Origin of the sequence: Paraburkholderia sp. (genome assembly GCF_035948235.1) — a bacterium.
Taxonomy (GTDB): domain Bacteria; phylum Pseudomonadota; class Gammaproteobacteria; order Burkholderiales; family Burkholderiaceae; genus Paraburkholderia.
Window position 1 is genome coordinate 1 of sequence record NZ_DASZJJ010000150.1, and the last position, 16,323, is coordinate 16,323.

Annotated in this window: 16 protein-coding genes; 7 read left to right on the forward strand and 9 right to left on the reverse strand. The window is 64.7% G+C overall.

Going from position 1 to position 16,323, the window contains the following annotated elements; genetic code table 11:
* Nucleotide 1: 1 nt before the first annotated feature.
* Both VG320_RS13320 and VG320_RS13325 read right to left on the reverse strand, forming a co-directional pair.
* A complete protein-coding gene (locus tag VG320_RS13320) occupies nucleotides 2-550 on the reverse strand; it encodes a single-stranded DNA-binding protein (protein ID WP_327200576.1) in 549 nt (182 codons plus the stop codon).
* A gap of 185 nt (nucleotides 551-735) precedes the next feature.
* Nucleotides 736-1,908, reverse strand: coding sequence for an MFS transporter (locus VG320_RS13325; protein ID WP_327200578.1), 1,173 nt, complete (start codon nucleotides 1,906-1,908; stop codon nucleotides 736-738).
* 270 nt (nucleotides 1,909-2,178) lie between these two features.
* Here VG320_RS13325 and uvrA point away from each other — a divergent pair, with 270 nt between their 5' ends.
* Both uvrA and VG320_RS13335 read left to right on the forward strand, forming a co-directional pair.
* Nucleotides 2,179-5,079: an excinuclease ABC subunit UvrA gene (gene uvrA / locus VG320_RS13330; protein ID WP_327200579.1), complete on the forward strand. Its 2,901-nt coding sequence runs from the start codon at nucleotides 2,179-2,181 to the stop codon at nucleotides 5,077-5,079.
* Between the two features lie 96 nt (nucleotides 5,080-5,175).
* Nucleotides 5,176-6,273, forward strand: coding sequence for an AI-2E family transporter (locus VG320_RS13335; protein ID WP_327200580.1), 1,098 nt, complete (start codon nucleotides 5,176-5,178; stop codon nucleotides 6,271-6,273).
* Nucleotides 6,274-6,342: 69 nt separating this feature from the next.
* Here VG320_RS13335 and VG320_RS13340 read toward each other — a convergent pair whose 3' ends face one another.
* From VG320_RS13340 to VG320_RS13370, 7 genes are all read right to left on the reverse strand, one after another.
* Nucleotides 6,343-6,738, reverse strand: a complete 396-nt coding sequence (locus tag VG320_RS13340; protein ID WP_327200581.1) for a type II toxin-antitoxin system VapC family toxin — start codon at nucleotides 6,736-6,738, stop codon at nucleotides 6,343-6,345.
* Nucleotides 6,735-6,968, reverse strand: coding sequence for a type II toxin-antitoxin system Phd/YefM family antitoxin (locus VG320_RS13345; RefSeq protein WP_327200582.1), 234 nt, complete (start codon nucleotides 6,966-6,968; stop codon nucleotides 6,735-6,737). The genes VG320_RS13340 and VG320_RS13345 overlap by 4 nt, the downstream gene beginning before the upstream one ends.
* A gap of 154 nt (nucleotides 6,969-7,122) precedes the next feature.
* Complete coding sequence (gene purU, locus VG320_RS13350; protein WP_327200583.1) at nucleotides 7,123-7,992, reverse strand: formyltetrahydrofolate deformylase; 870 nt, start codon at nucleotides 7,990-7,992, stop codon at nucleotides 7,123-7,125.
* 71 nt (nucleotides 7,993-8,063) lie between these two features.
* The gene (locus VG320_RS13355; RefSeq protein ID WP_327200584.1) at nucleotides 8,064-8,921 is read right to left on the reverse strand and encodes an NUDIX hydrolase; all 858 of its coding nucleotides are present in this window, start codon (nucleotides 8,919-8,921) and stop codon (nucleotides 8,064-8,066) included.
* A gap of 30 nt (nucleotides 8,922-8,951) precedes the next feature.
* Nucleotides 8,952-9,566 (reverse strand): LysE family translocator, encoded by a 615-nt coding sequence (locus VG320_RS13360; protein WP_327200585.1) that lies wholly within the window; start codon nucleotides 9,564-9,566, stop codon nucleotides 8,952-8,954.
* A 20-nt stretch (nucleotides 9,567-9,586) separates the two neighbouring features.
* Nucleotides 9,587-10,153, reverse strand: coding sequence for an adenine phosphoribosyltransferase (locus VG320_RS13365; protein ID WP_327200586.1), 567 nt, complete (start codon nucleotides 10,151-10,153; stop codon nucleotides 9,587-9,589).
* Between the two features lie 88 nt (nucleotides 10,154-10,241).
* Nucleotides 10,242-12,239, reverse strand: a complete 1,998-nt coding sequence (locus tag VG320_RS13370) for a cation:proton antiporter (RefSeq protein ID WP_327200587.1) — start codon at nucleotides 12,237-12,239, stop codon at nucleotides 10,242-10,244.
* Between the two features lie 260 nt (nucleotides 12,240-12,499).
* Between VG320_RS13370 and kdsD the strand changes: the two genes are divergently transcribed.
* Genes kdsD through lptB form a run of 5 tightly spaced genes read left to right on the forward strand, consistent with a single transcriptional unit; the run spans nucleotide 12,500 to nucleotide 16,170 of the window.
* The gene (gene kdsD, locus VG320_RS13375; RefSeq protein ID WP_327200588.1) at nucleotides 12,500-13,486 is read left to right on the forward strand and encodes an arabinose 5-phosphate isomerase KdsD; all 987 of its coding nucleotides are present in this window, start codon (nucleotides 12,500-12,502) and stop codon (nucleotides 13,484-13,486) included.
* Entirely contained in the window at nucleotides 13,486-14,061 is a 576-nt protein-coding gene (locus VG320_RS13380; RefSeq protein WP_327200589.1) for an HAD family hydrolase, read from the forward strand. The genes kdsD and VG320_RS13380 overlap by 1 nt, the downstream gene beginning before the upstream one ends.
* Nucleotides 14,058-14,657, forward strand: coding sequence for an LPS export ABC transporter periplasmic protein LptC (lptC, locus tag VG320_RS13385; protein ID WP_327200590.1), 600 nt, complete (start codon nucleotides 14,058-14,060; stop codon nucleotides 14,655-14,657). Before VG320_RS13380 ends, lptC begins: the two co-directional genes overlap by 4 nt.
* Nucleotides 14,658-14,689: 32 nt before the next feature.
* Nucleotides 14,690-15,382, forward strand: a complete 693-nt coding sequence (lptA, locus tag VG320_RS13390) for a lipopolysaccharide transport periplasmic protein LptA (protein WP_327200591.1) — start codon at nucleotides 14,690-14,692, stop codon at nucleotides 15,380-15,382.
* A gap of 20 nt (nucleotides 15,383-15,402) precedes the next feature.
* Nucleotides 15,403-16,170, forward strand: a complete 768-nt coding sequence (lptB, locus tag VG320_RS13395) for an LPS export ABC transporter ATP-binding protein (RefSeq protein WP_327200617.1) — start codon at nucleotides 15,403-15,405, stop codon at nucleotides 16,168-16,170.
* Nucleotides 16,171-16,323: the final 153 nt, after the last annotated feature.

Consider the following 16,323-nt stretch of genomic DNA (forward strand, 5'->3'; position numbering starts at 1 on the left):
CTTAGAACGGAATATCGTCGTCCATTTCGTCGAAGCCGCCGCCAGCCGGCGCGCTCGGACGGCCACCGCCGCTGCTTGCGCCGCCACCGCTCGAACGCGGAGCGCCGCCGCCAGCGCCACCTGACGCACGGCCACCGCCGCGCGGTGCGCTTTCACGGCTGCTGTAGCCGCCGTCGTCGCCCATGTCGCCGCCAGCCGGCGCGCCGCCGCCGCCGCTGCGGCCACCCAGCATCTGCATCTGATCCGCGACGATTTCCGTCGAGTAACGGTCGGTGCCGTCCTGTGCCTGCCACTTGCGCGTGCGGATGCGGCCTTCGATATACACCGACGAACCCTTCTTCAGGTATTCCGAGACGATCTCGGCCAGACGGCCGAAGAACGACACGCGGTGCCATTCGGTCATTTCCTTGAACTCGCCGGACGCCTTGTCCTTGTAGCGGTCGGTCGTCGCGAGGCGGATGTTCGCCACGGCGTCGCCGCTCGGCAGATAGCGCACTTCCGGCTCAGCGCCGAGATTGCCGACGAGGATCACCTTGTTCACGGATGCCATGAAATTCTCCTGTAGATTCAGTTGCGAGGAGCGGCCGCGCGGTTCGCGCACGCATTGCAGTCATTGTGCGACTGCCGGGCGCGGACCGCCTCCGCGAAATATGTTGCTGCGAGTTTGTTCAAATTCGAAGCGCGCCTGGCTGCACGATGTGGCGCGCTTTCGCTTCGATACGGTCAGGCCAGCGCTTAAGCCTGTTTAGCCTCTGCCCGCTTGGGCGGGGCCTTCATATTGGCCGCGATTATAAGCCAGCAGGCCACCAGCCCCGAGCAGGTGTAGAACACTGCGCTTGCGCCGTCATGCTTGAGCATCCAGCCGCCCACCACGCCGCCCAGCGCGAGGCCAATCGACTGCGTGGTGTTGTACACGCCCGTGGCCGCGCCCTTGCGGGTGCCGGGCGCGAGCTTCGACACCAGCGAAGGCTGCGACGCCTCCAGAATATTGAAGCCCAGGAAGTACACGAACAGCACGCCCGCCACGATTGCAATGGTATGCGCAAGCGAGCCAAGAAGAAGCTGGCCGATCAGGATAAGCCCAATGGCCGATACCACTACCGCCTTCATCTTGCCCTTCTTCTCTGCCGCGATGATGGCAGGCACCATCAGCACGAAAGACAGGCCCATGACCGGCAGATAAATCTTCCAGTGCGATGCGACCGGCAGCCCCGCATCCACCAGCAGGCGCGGCACGACCAGGAACAGCGCCGTCTGCGTGGCATGCAGCACCAGCACGCCGAAGTTCAGGCGCAGCAATTCCACGTTGTGCAGGACTTCCGAGAACGGCGCGCGCACATGCACGGGCTTGGGCGCATCGGGCACCACCCACAGCACCACGCCCACGGCGATGATCGAGAACACGCCCACCAGCGTGAACAGGCCGCTCATGCCAAGCCAGTGGAACACGACCGGCGCACCCACGATCGCCACCGCGAAGGACAGGCCGATCGAGCCGCCCACCATCGCCATGGCCTTGGTGCGGTTCTGCTCGGAGGTCAGATCGGCGATAAAGGCGAGCACGGCGGACGACACCGCGCCCATGCCCTGGATCACCCGGCCGACGATAATCCATGTCATATCGTGCGCGCCGGCCGCCACAAAGCTGCCGATCGCGAAGATCACAAGGCCCGCGGCGATCACGGGCTTGCGCCCAATCTTGTCGGAGATCCAGCCGTAGAAGATGTACAGGAGCGACTGCGTCACGCCATAGGCGCCCAGCGCGATGCCGACCAGCAGCACGTTGTCGCCGCCGGGAATGGTTTTCGCGTAGACCGAAAACACCGGCATGATCATGAACAGGCCGAGCATGCGCAGCGCGAAGATCGCGGCAAGCGACACGGTCGCGCGCATTTCGGGCGCGCTCATGCGTGATGATGTAGCGGGAGAGTTGGAGGACATCGGAGCGTATTGTGATTAGGCCGCCGCTGCCCGCCGGTCGTACGCGCAGTTGGCGCCGACCGTGGCCCGGCTCACTGGCCCGGGTCGCATGCAAGAGCTGTCGATTCGCTTGCAGGGCCCCCGTGAGATGCGTCAGGCGCACGTCAGGACCCTTTCAAAGACCGTCAGCAAGCCGTAACGGCGGTCTGGAAAAGTCGTTATAGTAGCAGGTTTAGCCTCCCTCTCTCCCGCAGGTTCATGGAACAGATCCGTATCCGTGGGGCCCGAACCCACAACCTCAAGAACGTCAATCTGGACCTGCCGCGCCACAAGCTCGTGGTGATCACCGGGCTGTCGGGCTCGGGCAAGTCCTCGCTGGCCTTCGACACGCTTTACGCGGAAGGCCAGCGCCGTTACGTGGAAAGCCTGTCGGCCTACGCGCGCCAGTTCCTGCAGCTGATGGAGAAGCCCGATGTCGACCTGATCGAGGGTCTGTCGCCGGCGATTTCCATCGAGCAGAAAGCCACCTCGCATAATCCGCGTTCGACGGTCGGCACGGTCACCGAAATCCACGACTACCTGCGACTTCTTTACGCACGCGTCGGCACGCCTTTCTGCCCGGATCACGAGATCGCGCTGGAATCGCAAAGCGTCTCGCAGATGGTGGACGCGGCGCTGGCGCTGCCCGAAGAGACCCGGCTGATGATCCTCGCGCCCGTGATCGTGGACCGCAAGGGCGAGCACGCCGAACTGTTCGACGACATGCAGGCGCAGGGTTTCGTGCGTTTTCGCGTGCGTTCGGGCGGCGGGACGGCCAACGAGGGCGAAGCGAAGATCTACGAAGTCGAGTCGCTGCCCAAGCTCAAGAAGAGCGAGCGCCACAGCATCGACGTGGTGGTGGACCGCCTGAAGGTGCGCCCGGACATGAAGCAGCGCCTCGCGGAATCGTTCGAGACCGCGCTGCGGCTGGCCGAAGGCCGCGCCATCGCGCTCGAAATGGATACGGACAAGGAGCATCTGTACAGCTCGAAGTTCGCCTGCCCGATCTGCTCGTACTCGCTGCCGGAGCTGGAACCGCGCCTGTTCTCGTTCAACAACCCGATGGGCGCGTGCCCGGAGTGCGACGGCCTGGGCCAGATCACCTTCTTCGATCCGAAGCGTGTGGTCGCGCATCCGTCGCTGTCGCTCGCGGCGGGCGCCGTGAAAGGCTGGGACCGGCGCAACCAGTTCTACTTCCAGATGCTGCAAAGCCTGGCGGTGTTCTACGAGTTCGACATCGACACCGCGTTCGAAGACCTGCCGGAGAAGGTGCGCAAGATCCTGCTGTATGGATCGGGCAAGCAGGAAATCCCGTTCTCCTACATCAACGAGCGCGGCCGCACCTCGGTGCGCGAACACGTGTTCGAAGGGATCATTCCGAACCTGGAACGCCGCTACCGCGAGACCGATTCGGCCGCGGTGCGCGAAGAACTCTCGAAATACCAGAACAACCAGGCCTGCCCGCACTGCGAAGGCACGCGTCTGCGCCGCGAAGCGCGCTTCGTGCGCATTGGAGCAGGCGAAGACGCGCGCGCCATCTACGAGGTGAGCGGCTGGCCGCTGCGCGACTCGCTGGGCTATTTCCAGACGCTGCGCCTCGAAGGCGCCAAGCGCGAGATCGCCGACAAGGTGGTCAAGGAAATCGTCGCGCGGCTGATGTTCCTGAATAACGTCGGGCTCGATTACCTCTCGCTCGACCGTAGCGCCGAAACGCTCTCGGGCGGTGAGGCGCAGCGTATCCGTCTGGCCTCGCAGATCGGCTCGGGGCTCACGGGCGTGATGTACGTGCTCGACGAGCCGTCGATCGGCCTGCACCAGCGCGACAACGACCGCCTCATTTCCACGCTCAAGCATCTGCGCGACCTCGGCAATTCGGTAATCGTCGTGGAGCACGACGAGGACATGATCCGCATGGCCGATTACGTCGTCGATATGGGGCCGGGCGCGGGCGTGCATGGCGGCATGGTGATTTCGGAAGGCACGCCCAAGGAAGTCGAGAACGATCCGGCTTCGATGACCGGTCAGTATCTGTCGGGCGCGCGCCGCATCGACTATCCGGACGAGCGCAAGGATCCCGACGAACGGCGCCTGCGCATCGTCGAGGCTTACGGCAACAACCTCAAGCACGTCACCCTCGACCTGCCGGTTGGGCTGCTGACCTGCGTGACGGGCGTGTCGGGCTCGGGCAAGTCCACGCTCATCAACGACACGCTCTACCACGCGGTCTCACAGCATCTGTATGGATCGTCGGCGGAACCGGCGCCGTTCGAGGCGATCGAGGGGCTGGATCACTTCGACAAGGTCATCAACGTCGACCAGTCGCCGATCGGCCGCACGCCGCGCTCGAATCCGGCCACCTACACGGGCCTGTTCACGCCCATCCGCGAGCTGTTCGCGGGCGTGCCGGCGGCCAAGGAACGCGGCTACGAGTCGGGCCGCTTCTCGTTCAACGTCAAGGGCGGCCGCTGCGAAAGCTGCCAGGGCGACGGCGTGCTGAAGGTGGAAATGCACTTTCTACCCGATGTCTACGTGCCCTGCGACGTCTGCCACGGCAAGCGCTACAACCGCGAAACGCTGGAGATCCAGTACAAGGGCCGGAACATCAGCGAAGTGCTCGACATGACGGTGGAATCCGCCTACGAGTTCTTCAAGGCCGTGCCGGTGGTGGCGCGCAAGCTCAAGACCTTGCTGGACGTGGGTCTGGGCTATATCCGCCTAGGCCAGTCGGCCACCACGCTCTCGGGCGGCGAGGCGCAGCGCGTGAAGCTTTCGCTGGAACTTTCCAAGCGCGACACGGGCCGCACGCTCTACATCCTCGACGAGCCGACCACCGGTCTGCACTTCCACGATATTGCGCTGTTGCTCGAAGTGATTCATCGACTTCGCGATCAGGGCAATACGGTCGTGATCATCGAGCATAATCTCGATGTAATCAAAACCGCCGACTGGGTCGTGGACATGGGTCCCGAAGGTGGCGCGGGCGGCGGCCAGATCGTCGCGCAAGGCACGCCGGAGCAGGTGGCGAAGTCGAAGGCGAGTTTCACGGGCCGCTATCTCGCGCCGCTGCTCAAGCGCGCCAACGGCAAGATCGCGGCGCTCGATACGGCGTCGGGCACGTAGTTGGGCAAATAAGCAGCGCAGTTCTTCATCTATCTGCGCACACAACAGGATGGGGGCCGCGCGCTCCCAGGGTCTTGGGGACGGAATACACGCAACATGGCCAAGCGCAACGAAGCGACCGACACGCGGGACGACAAGCAGCAGGTGCGCGACCTGCGGCCACGGCCCGTCAGGCTCACGAGCGACATGAGCCTGCCGAAGCTATCGGCGGTGGAGATCGGCAGCTATCTGGCGGCGCTCGGCGGCATGCTGGCCGTGCTGCATCTGAACCTGCTGGGCGCCCTGCTCGCCGGGATGCTCGTCTATCAACTCGTGCACACGATTTCGCCGCTGATCGAGCGGCGCATGTCGAGCAGCCGCGCGCGCTGGCTGTCGGTCGTGCTGGTGTCGATCGTGATAGTGGGTGTGCTCACGGGCCTGACGGTGGGCGTGATCGAGCAGTTCGAGAACGACGTGCCTAGCGTGCAGAAGGTCATGGCGCAGATGATGACCTTCGTCGATCAGGCGCGCGCGCGCATTCCCGACGCCATCGCCTCCTATCTACCCGTCGACGTCGCGCAGATGAAGCTCAAGGCGCTCGCGCTGATGCACGAGCACGCCACGCAACTCGGCCAGGGCGGCAAGAACGCTGCGCGCATCCTGGGGCATATCGTGATCGGCATGATCATTGGCGCGATCATCGCCATCGGCGCACAGAAGAACGCCACGCGGCTGCCGCTGTCGACGGCTTTTGTCGCCCGCGTGTCGCGCTTCGCGGACGCGTTTCGCCGCATCGTGTTCGCGCAGGTGAAGATTTCGGCCATCAACACGGTCTTCACGGGTTTGTTCCTGCTGCTCGCGCTGCCGGTGTTTCACGCGCCGCTGCCGCTCGCGAAAATGCTGGTGGTGGTCACTTTCGTGGTGGGCCTGTTGCCGGTGATCGGCAATTTGATTTCGAACACGCTGATTGTGGCCATCGCGCTCACGGTCAGCCTGCCCGCTGCCGTGACGGCGCTGGCGTTTCTGATCGTGATCCACAAGCTCGAATACTTCCTGAACGCACGCATCGTGGGCGGCCAGATCGAGGCGCGCACGTGGGAACTGCTGACGGCGATGCTGGTGATGGAAGCGGCGTTCGGCATCCAGGGAGTGATCGCCGCGCCGATCTTTTATGCGTATATCAAGCGCGAGCTGATTTATCTGCGGCTGGTCTAGATCTGGAAAACGCGTACCGCAATAAAAAATGGCCCCGATTGGGGCCATTTTTTTCATCTGGCGAGATTGTCACCAGATGGTTTTGACATGCGCGTAGGCGCGGATTTTCTCGTCGCGCGTCACGAGCGGCGCGGCCAGCTTGCGAGCCGTCGCGACGATCATGCGGTCTGCCGGATCTTTGTGAAACTCGCCCGGCAAGTCGACCGATTTCAGTCCGACCTCCACATCGACGGGCACGAAATGCACGGCCTCGATTTGCTCGACGGTCGCAAGCCAGGTTGCGACATCCATCGTCAGCACGAGCCTTTCGCGCTGCACGAGCATCGCAATTTCCCAACCGGAAATCGCCGAAATGACGATTTGGCCGCCATCCAGTTCGCGCTCGATCATTGCGCGAGCCTTGCGGCTCAACTCTTTATCTCCAGTGGCCCACCAGACGAGCGCGTGCGTGTCCAGGACGATCACTGCGCCGCATCCCAATCGACCTCGATGGGATCTGTCGGCCCGTCATAACGCACGACCGAACCGCGCAGCACCTCGAGCGGGTCGCGCTCGAGATTGCGGAAAGGCCGCAACTCCAGCGTCGGCCGGCCGTGATCGGTCACAACCACGCTTTCGCCGGAAGCCTCCACCTGACGAAAGAATTCGAGCGCCTTCGCCTTGAATTCAGTCTTGGAAACCTGATGCGCTTCCATGGGTGCCCTCTTCGCGCGTTTGTCGGAATCGCTCATGCTATGCGTAAAATGACTATGTGAACAAGTCATTATTAGGCGATGTTCTGACAAAAGACAATGGCCCCATTTGGGGCCATTGTTTCGTTACCGCTCAGCGCCCAGATCAGCGCTCAGATCAGCGGAACACCACCGTCTTATGCCCATTCAGCAAAATGCGGTGCTCCACATGCCACTTCACGGCGCGCGCAAGCGTCACGCACTCCACGTCACGGCCAATTGCCGTGAGTTGATCCGGCGTCATGTTGTGATCCACGCGCTCGACTTCCTGCTCGATGATCGGGCCTTCGTCGAGATCCGACGTGACATAGTGCGCCGTCGCGCCAATCAGCTTCACGCCGCGGTCGAATGCCTGGTAGTACGGCTTCGCGCCCTTGAAGCTAGGCAGAAACGAGTGGTGAATATTGATCGCGCGGCCAGCCAGCGCATCGCACAGTTGCGGCGACAGAATCTGCATGTAACGCGCGAGCACCACCAGATCGGCGCGTTCGTTGTTCACCACTTCCAGCACGCGCGCTTCCTGCGCGGCCTTGTCTGCTGCCGTGCCGCCGAGCAGCGGGAAGTGATGGAACGGAATGTTGTAGCTTGCCGCCAGCTGATAGAAGTCCTTGTGATTCGAGATGATCGCGGGGATTTCAATCGGCAACTGGCCGGTGCGGTAGCGGAACAGCAGGTCGTTCAGGCAGTGGCCGATCTTCGACACCATGATCACCACGCGCGGCTTCACATTCGCGTCCTGCAATTCCCAGCGCATGTTGAACTCGTCGGCCAGCGGTGCGAACGCGGCGCGCAGACCGTCCAGGCCCTGGTCGCCGCCCACCTGCTGGAAGTGCACGCGCATGAAGAACTCACCCGTGTGGCTGTCGCCGAACTGGGCCGAATCGAGAATATTGCTGCCGCGCTCGAACAGAAAACCCGACACGGCATGCACGATGCCCGGCCGGTCGGCGCAAGACAGGTTGAGAATAAAGCTGTGATCGGTCGACATGACCCTGGTAACTCCCGTCATTTCCTGGTAATTCAAAAGGGCTTGAGGCTAGTAAAAAATCCGGCGCCCTTTCACAGCGTCGGTGGTTCGAAGATCGCGGCAATGCCCTCGCACGCGTCTTCGTCGATCCATTGGCGGCGCAGCATCAGGTCGAGCGTCGCAAGGCTCGCATCGACCGTCATGCGGCCTTCCTCGATCCAGCGCGCGGCTTCTTCGATGCGCGCGAGGCGGTGCTCGCCCACTTCGCCGTCCTGATTGTGCGGCACGAAATCCTCAGGCAGCGCGAGGTCGTAGACGAAGATCTGCTCGGCCTGGGTGCCCTCGGGCAGCGACTGCAGGACGTGCACCGTGCGGCCAGGCGTGGCGCGCGCGGCAAGCTCCGCGGCGATGCCCGCCTCTTCCCAGCACTCCTTCGCGAGCGTCGCCTCGACGCCCAGTCCCCAGCCGATCCCGCCCGCCACGACGTTGTCGAGCATGCCGGGGTCGGTGGCCTTGGTGTCGCTGCGGCGTGCGATCCAGAGCTGCGGCGCACTGGCCGCATATTCTACGACGCCGTTCAGATGCACCGCGTAGGTCATGGTGCCGAAGAAACGCGAGGCGGCGCGCTCGATATAGGCGAGCGGCGGCGCGTCGAAGGCGTTGCGGATCGCGTAGGTTTCGTTGCGCCAGCCCGGAATGCGGCCCTCGGCGGCCAGCGCCCCGATCACCGATCCGAGCGCCGCGCTGCGCGCCGTCACATTGTCGAACTGTTCGGCCAGCGCCACGCGCGCATCCGGTCCGGCATCGACGATCCTGAACACGTCGGGCCAGCGCGCGAGCAGCGCGACTTCGGCGCGGCGAATCCAGCCCACGCGTTCGGCGCCGAAATAAAACGGCAGATGCGCGCTCGCGTCGAAGCGGCGCGCGTCGGTGATGCAAGGCAAGCTCATCGGGTGGAACTCCGGTCGATCGGTGGGGCGTCAGTCGCGCAGTGCAATGCGCATGCCGATGGCGATGAAGGTCAGGCCCGCGAGGCGGTCCAGCCACACGCCCGCGCGCGGACGGCGCTTGAGCCAGCCGCCGATGGTGCCCGCGCACAGCCCGAACACCGAGAACACCACAACCGTCTGCAGCATGAACACCACACCCAGTTCGAGCATCTGCAGCGTCACGCTTTGCGCCCCATGCGTATCGACAAACTGCGGCAGGAACACCACGAAGAACAGCGTCACCTTCGGATTCATCACGTTGCCCAGCACGCTCTGGCGAAAGATCGTCGAGAGCGGCTGGCGCGGGCGCTCGCCCGCTGCGGCGAGTCCCTGGCTGCGCAACGCCTTCACGCCGATCCAGATCAGATACGCGGCGCCCGCGAGCTTGAGGATCTGGAACGCGAGCGGCGACGAGCGCAGCAGCGCGGCAATGCCCAGCGCCGCCAGCGTCGTGTGAAACGTCACGCCCGCCGCAAACCCAAGCGCGGAAACGAGTCCGGCGGCGCGGCCTTGCGAAATGCCGCGCGCGAGCACCTGGAGATTGTCCGGGCCCGGTGCGAAGGTGATGGCAAGCGAGGTGGCGAGAAAGAGCGCGAAGTTGGGCATGGCCTCAGGGCCTCCGTGGATCAATGTCCGCCGAACGAGGTGATGGTGTAAAGCGGCAGGCCCGCTTCGGTCAGCAGCTTCGAGCCGCCAAGATCCGGCAGGTCGATAATCGCCGCGCCCTCTACCACCGTTGCGCCCAGCCGCTCAAGCAGGCGCTTGCCCGCGAGCATGGTGCCGCCCGTAGCGATCAGGTCGTCGACGATCACGACGCGGTCGCCCTGGCCGACGGCATCTTCGTGGATCTCGACGGTCGATTCGCCGTATTCGAGCTTGTAGGTTTCCGACACGGTCTTGTACGGCAGCTTGCCGATCTTGCGGATCGGCACGAAGCCCACGTTCAGTTCATACGCGACGATCGGCCCGATGATGAAGCCGCGCGCGTCCAGCCCCGCGATGCAGTCGAGCTTCATGCCCACATAACGCTCGACCAGCAGGTCGATGAGCACGCGCAGGCCTTTCGGGTCGCCGATCAGTGGCGTGATGTCGCGGAATTGCACTCCCGGCTGAGGCCAGTCGGGCACCGTGCGGATCAGGCTGTGTACGAACTGCGCAGGATCGGCGCTCGCGTTCGCAGGTGCGTTGGACATGATTTCTCCGGGTAGTAGCAAGAGTTAAAGCAGAAATTAGATCGGCGCAGACAAACGGGGCAAAACGGGGCTGGACCCCGTCTGCACGTCAAGCCGCGGCGCCCGCCTTGCGGTGACGCGACAGGCGTTCCTCGGCCAGAGCGAGCTGCTCGGGCAGGCCGCGCAGCACGACGATGTCGGCTTCGCGCAGCTTGGTCGAGGGGTCCGGTTCCACGCCGCGAATGCCGTGGCGGCGGATCGCCGTGACTTCCACACCAAGGTCGAACAGCCCCAGATCGTCCAGCGTGCGGCCCACGGCATCGGCGCGCGGATCGACCGGTACGGATTGTAGCCGCACCTGCTCGTGGCCGTCGTCGCCGGCATCGTCGGTGCCGTGGAAATAGCCGCGCAGCAGGCTGTAGCGCTCGTCGCGCAGTTCTTCCACGCGGCGCACCACCCGGCGCATCGGCACGCCCATCAGCACCAGCATGTGCGAAGCCAGCATCAGGCTACCCTCCACAATCTCCGGAATCACTTCGGTCGCGCCCGCGGCGAGCAGGCGTTCGAGATCGGCGTCGTCGACGGTGCGCACGATCACGGGCAGCGTCGGCTCCAGTTCGTGGACGTGGTGCAGCACGCGAAACGCCGACTGCGTGTTCGCATAGGTGATCGCCACCGCCGCCGCGCGGTGGATGCCCGCCGCGACCAGCGACTCGCGCCGCGCCGCATCGCCGAACACCACCGATTCGCCCGCCGCCGCCGCCGCCGCGACACGGTCCGGGTCGAGGTCGAGCGCGACATACGAGAGCCCCTCGTATTCAAGCATGCGCGCCAGGTTCTGCCCCGCACGGCCATAGCCGCAGACGATCACGTGGCCGCTTTGCTTGATGCTCTGCGTGGCGATGCGCGTCATCATCAGCGACTGCTGCATCCATTCGGTCGAGGACAGGCGCAGCACGATGCGATCGGCGTTCTGGATCAGGAACGGCGCCGCCAGCATCGACAGCAGCATCGCCGCGAGAATCGCCTGCAGCAGGGTGGGATCGACCAGATGCTTGTCCAGAATCAGATTCAGCAGCACGAAGCCGAATTCGCCGGCCTGCGCGAGACCCAGGCCCGTGCGCATGGCCACGCCCGGCGACGCGCCAAAAAGCCGCGTGAGCGCCGTGATGAGCACCGCCTTGAGCACGATCGGCGCGATCAGGAACGCGCCCACCATCACCGGGTGCTGCCAGATCACATGCGGGTTGAGCAGCATGCCCGTGGTGACGAAAAACAAGCCCAGCAGCACGTCGCGAAACGGCTTGATGTCCTCTTCCACCTGATGCTTGTAGGGCGTTTCGGCGATCAGCATGCCTGCGATGAACGCGCCCAGCGCCAGCGACAGGCCGAATTTATCGGTGATGAAGGCCGCGCCCAGCGTGACGAGCAGCACGTTCAGCACGAACAGCTCCTGCGAGCGGCGCCGCGCGACCACCGTAAACCAGCGCGTCATGAACTTCTGGCCGACGAACAGCAAAATGCCGAGCGCAAGCACGATCTTGATGGCGGCCATGCCGAGCGATTCGATCAACGACTTCGACGAGCCGCCGAACGCCGCAATCACGATCAGCAGCGGCACCACGGCCAGATCCTGGAACAACAGCACGCCGAGGATGTTGCGACCATGTTCCGATTCGATCTCCAAGCGCTCCGCCAGCATCTTGCTGACGATGGCCGTGGACGACATGGCCAGCGCCCCGCCCAGCGCCACGCAGGCCTGCCAGGTGATATGCACCCACGGCTCCAGCGCCAGCCCCACCAGCAGCGCCACCGCGATCGTCCCCACGACCTGCGACAGCCCGAGGCCAAACACCGCGCGCCGCATCGCGCGCAGCTTGGAGAGCGAAAACTCCAGCCCGATCGAGAACATCAGGAACACGACGCCGAATTCCGCCAGATTCTGCGCACCGTGCGTGTCCGGCACGATACCGAGCGCGCGCGGGCCGACCAGAATGCCGACCGTCAGATAGCCCAGCATCGGCGGCAGGTTCAGGTAACGGAACAGCACGACGCCCACCACCGAAGCGAGCAGCAGAAACAACGTCATTTCCAGCGGGGAGATCATCGTATGAAGCGTCCTCGTTCTTTTATGCGTTGCCGGAAGCGCATCTCGAAACGCGCAGGGCCGACGATGGAAATCTATGCCCGCGCCGGTCGGGTCCATGATCGGCGCAAACGATGCGAATTGGGAAGTGCTGCGAGGGACTGCGGGAAATGCAAAGCGGGCGGCGAGCGCCGCCAGGCGGACCACGCGGGCTGTTACCGGAGGCCACGCGCGCTGGGGGCGCTGGCGCGGCGCGCATACGCCTTTGCTATACTCCCCGGATGATAGCGAAAATCAATGGCGACCGGGCGCTGAAGCTCGCTCGCGACGTGCTCGACATCGAAGCTGACGCCGTGCGCGGGCTTCGCGACCGGCTTGACGACAACTTCGTCGGCGCGGTCGATCTCATCCTCAGTTGCCGCGGACGCGTGGTCGTTTCCGGCATCGGCAAATCGGGCCACATTGCCCGCAAGCTCGCGGCCACGCTGGCATCCACCGGCACGCCGGCCTTCTTCGTGCATCCCGCCGAAGCGAGCCACGGCGACCTCGGCATGGTGACCGCCGACGACGTCTTCATCGGCCTGTCCAATTCCGGCGAGTCCGAAGAACTCGTGGCGATCCTGCCGCTCGTCAAGCGCATCGGCGCGAAGCTGATCGGCATGACGGGCAACCGCCCGCAATCGACGCTCGGCAAGCTCTCGGACATCCATCTGGACGCCGGCGTCGAAAAAGAAGCCTGTCCGCTCAATCTCGCACCGACCGCCAGCACCACGGCGGCGCTCGCGCTGTCCGACGCGCTCGCGGTCGCGGTGCTTGACGCGCGCGGCTTCGGCGCCGACGACTTCGCGCGCTCGCATCCGGGCGGCGCGCTCGGCCGACGCCTGCTCACTTACGTGCGTGACGTGATGCGCACCGGCGACGCGGTGCCGAAGGTGCGCGACGACGCCTCGGTGCGCGACGCGCTCTTCCAGTTGACCGCCAAGCGCATGGGCATGACGGCGATCGTCACCGCCGAAGACCACGTGGCCGGCATCTTCACCGACGGCGACCTGCGCCGCGTGCTCGAACGCGTGGGCGATTTCCGCGATCTGCCGATCACCGAAGTGATGACGCGCGGCCCGCGCTCGATCGGGCCCGATCAACTTGCTGTCGAAGCCGTGGAACTGATGGAGCGCCATCGCATCAATCAGATGCTGGTGGTGGACGCCGAAGGCGCACTCATCGGCGCACTCAACATGCACGACCTGTTCTCCAAGAAGGTGATCTGATGGCGGCTTCCGAGCTTGATGCGAAGGCGCGCGCGGCGCGCGTGCGACTAATGATTTTCGACGTCGACGGCGTACTGACCGACGGCGGCCTGCTGTTTACGGGCGCGGGCGACACGATGAAGGATTTCAACTCGCTCGACGGCCACGGCGCGAAGCTCCTGCGCGAAGCCGGCATCGACACGGCCATCATCACTGGGCGCAAGTCCGAGATCGTCGCCGTGCGCGCGAAGGAACTGCGCATCACGCATCTGTATCAGGGCGTCGAAGATAAACGCGTCGCGTTCAAGCAGTTGCTCGCCGAAACCGGCGTCACGCCCGAGCAATGCGGCTACATGGGCGACGACTGGCCCGACCTCGCAGTGATGCTCCAGTGCGGCTTTGGCGCAGCGCCGGCCAACGCGCATACGGAAGTGCTCGCGCGCGCGCATTGGGTCACCGACCGCACCGGCGGCCACGGCGCCGTGCGCGAAGTCACCGATCTGATCCTGCGCGCCCAGGGCCACTATGACGCAATGCTCGCGGCCGCCTGCGCAGCCAGCGCGGTCAAGGGGCCCGACGCCGGGGCGCATCGATGAACCAGAAGTTCCGCCTCACCTCGCTGATTCCGATCGTCTGCGTGGCATTTCTCGCCGGTTTCACCTGGTGGCTGTTCCAGGCCGTGAAGCCGCATGAGAACGAGGCTGCGCCGCGTCCGCTCACGCATACGCCCGATTACTTCGCCGACAACTTCTCGGTTTCGGAACTCGACCAGTCGGGTGCGACCCAGTACCGCCTGACCGCCACCCACATGGTGCATTACGAGGACGATCAGGATAGCGACCTCACGATGCCCGCAGTGCGTGCGTTCCAGCCCGGCAAGCCGGTCGTCACGGCCACCGGCAAGCGCGGCACGGTCAACTCGGACGCTTCCATCGTCAATCTGTACGACAACGCGCGTATCCTGCGCGCGGCCGGTTATGGCGATCCCGAGATGCAGGCTGATTCCGAGCATTTCCGCGTGCTGGTGAACGACGATGTGATCCTGACCGAAAAGCCGGTTAAACTTCGTCGCGGCCTGTCGGTCATGACGGCCACCAACGGCATGAACTACAACAACGTCACCCGGGTCATCCAGCTCTACGGCAACGTCCGCGGCGCGATCGCCCCGGCTGATTCCGGCGGCTCGTCCTGATCCCCCGGGCCGTCCACGCAAGGCATGATTGCATGAACGATTCGCTTCCCCGTCTCTTGTCCGGTTTGCCGCGCGCCGAGCGCTGGCGCCGCGCCGCGTTCGCCACGCTGGGCGCGCTGGCCCTCGCGCTTCCGCTCGCGGGCTTCGCGCCGGCCGCGCACGCCGAACGCGCCGACAAGGACAAGCCGCTCAACATCGAAGCGGATAACATGACCTATGACGACCTCAAGCAGCAGACCATCTTCACCGGTCACGTGGTCGCCACCAAGGGCACGATCCTGATCAAGGCCGACAAGCTCGTCGTCACGCAGGATCCGCAGGGTTACCAGTACGCCACCGGCACGGTCGCGCCGGGCACGCCCGACGCCAACCTCGCCTACTTCCGCCAGAAGCGCGAAGGTATCGACGAATACGTCGACGGCACGGCCGAACGCATCGACTACGACGGCAAGCAGGACCTCACCACGCTCACGACGCGCGCCACGGTGCGCCGCCTGCAGGGCCTGTCCACGGTGATGGATCAGGTGCACGGCAGCGTCGTGACCTATGACGGCCAGAACGACTTCTACACGGCGAAGTCGGGTTCGGACGTCGCGGGTCCGGGCAATCCGAAGGGCCGCGTGCGCGCCATGCTGTCGCCGCGCAACGGCGGCGCACAGCCGCTCACGGGCGCCTCGGCCACGCTCGCGCCCTCCACGAAGCTTCAGGAAGCGCCGCAACAGTGAACATCGCCACCGCCTCACCTATCCATCAGCGCCCGGCCGCGGGCAAGACGAGTTCGCTCGTCGTGCGCAACCTCAAGAAGCGCTATGGCTCGCGCACCGTGGTCAAGGACGTCTCGCTCGACGTGAAAAGCGGCGAAGTGGTCGGCTTGCTCGGGCCGAACGGCGCGGGCAAGACCACCTCGTTCTACATGATCGTGGGCCTTGTGCCGCTCGACGCGGGCGAGATCGACCTGGACGGCCAGTCCATCAGCCTGCTGCCGATCCACAAGCGCGCGGCGCTGGGCCTGTCGTATCTGCCGCAGGAAGCGTCGGTGTTCCGCAAGCTCACCGTCGAAGAGAACATCCGCGCGGTGCTCGAACTGCAAAAGGACGAGAACGGCAAGCGCCTGTCGAAGGACGCCATCACGACGCGCGCCGAAGCCCTGCTCGACGAGTTGCAGATTGCGCATCTGCGCGAAAACCCGGCGCTGTCGCTGTCGGGCGGCGAGCGCCGCCGCGTGGAAATCGCGCGCGCGCTGGCGACCGATCCGAGCTTCATTCTGCTCGACGAACCGTTCGCGGGCGTGGACCCGATCGCCGTGCTGGAAATCCAGAAGATCGTGAAGTTCCTGAAGCAGCGCAACATCGGCGTGCTGATTACGGACCACAACGTGCGTGAAACGCTTGGCATCTGCGATCACGCCTACATCATCAGCGACGGCACCGTGCTCGCAGCCGGCGCGCCCGGCGAAATCATCGAAAACGAAAGCGTGCGCCGCGTCTATCTCGGCGAACACTTCCGCATGTAACACAGCCATCCGGGCGCAGCACGCGCCCGGACCCGGCTTGTCGTCCCCCGGGCGCCTGCCTCGCGCCCTGCGCTTCCCCTGAGTTTTCCGTTTTGTCCGCCCGCCGTTGCGTGTGAGCGCGATGCGCTATCGTGTGGGCGCGGCGAACGCGCG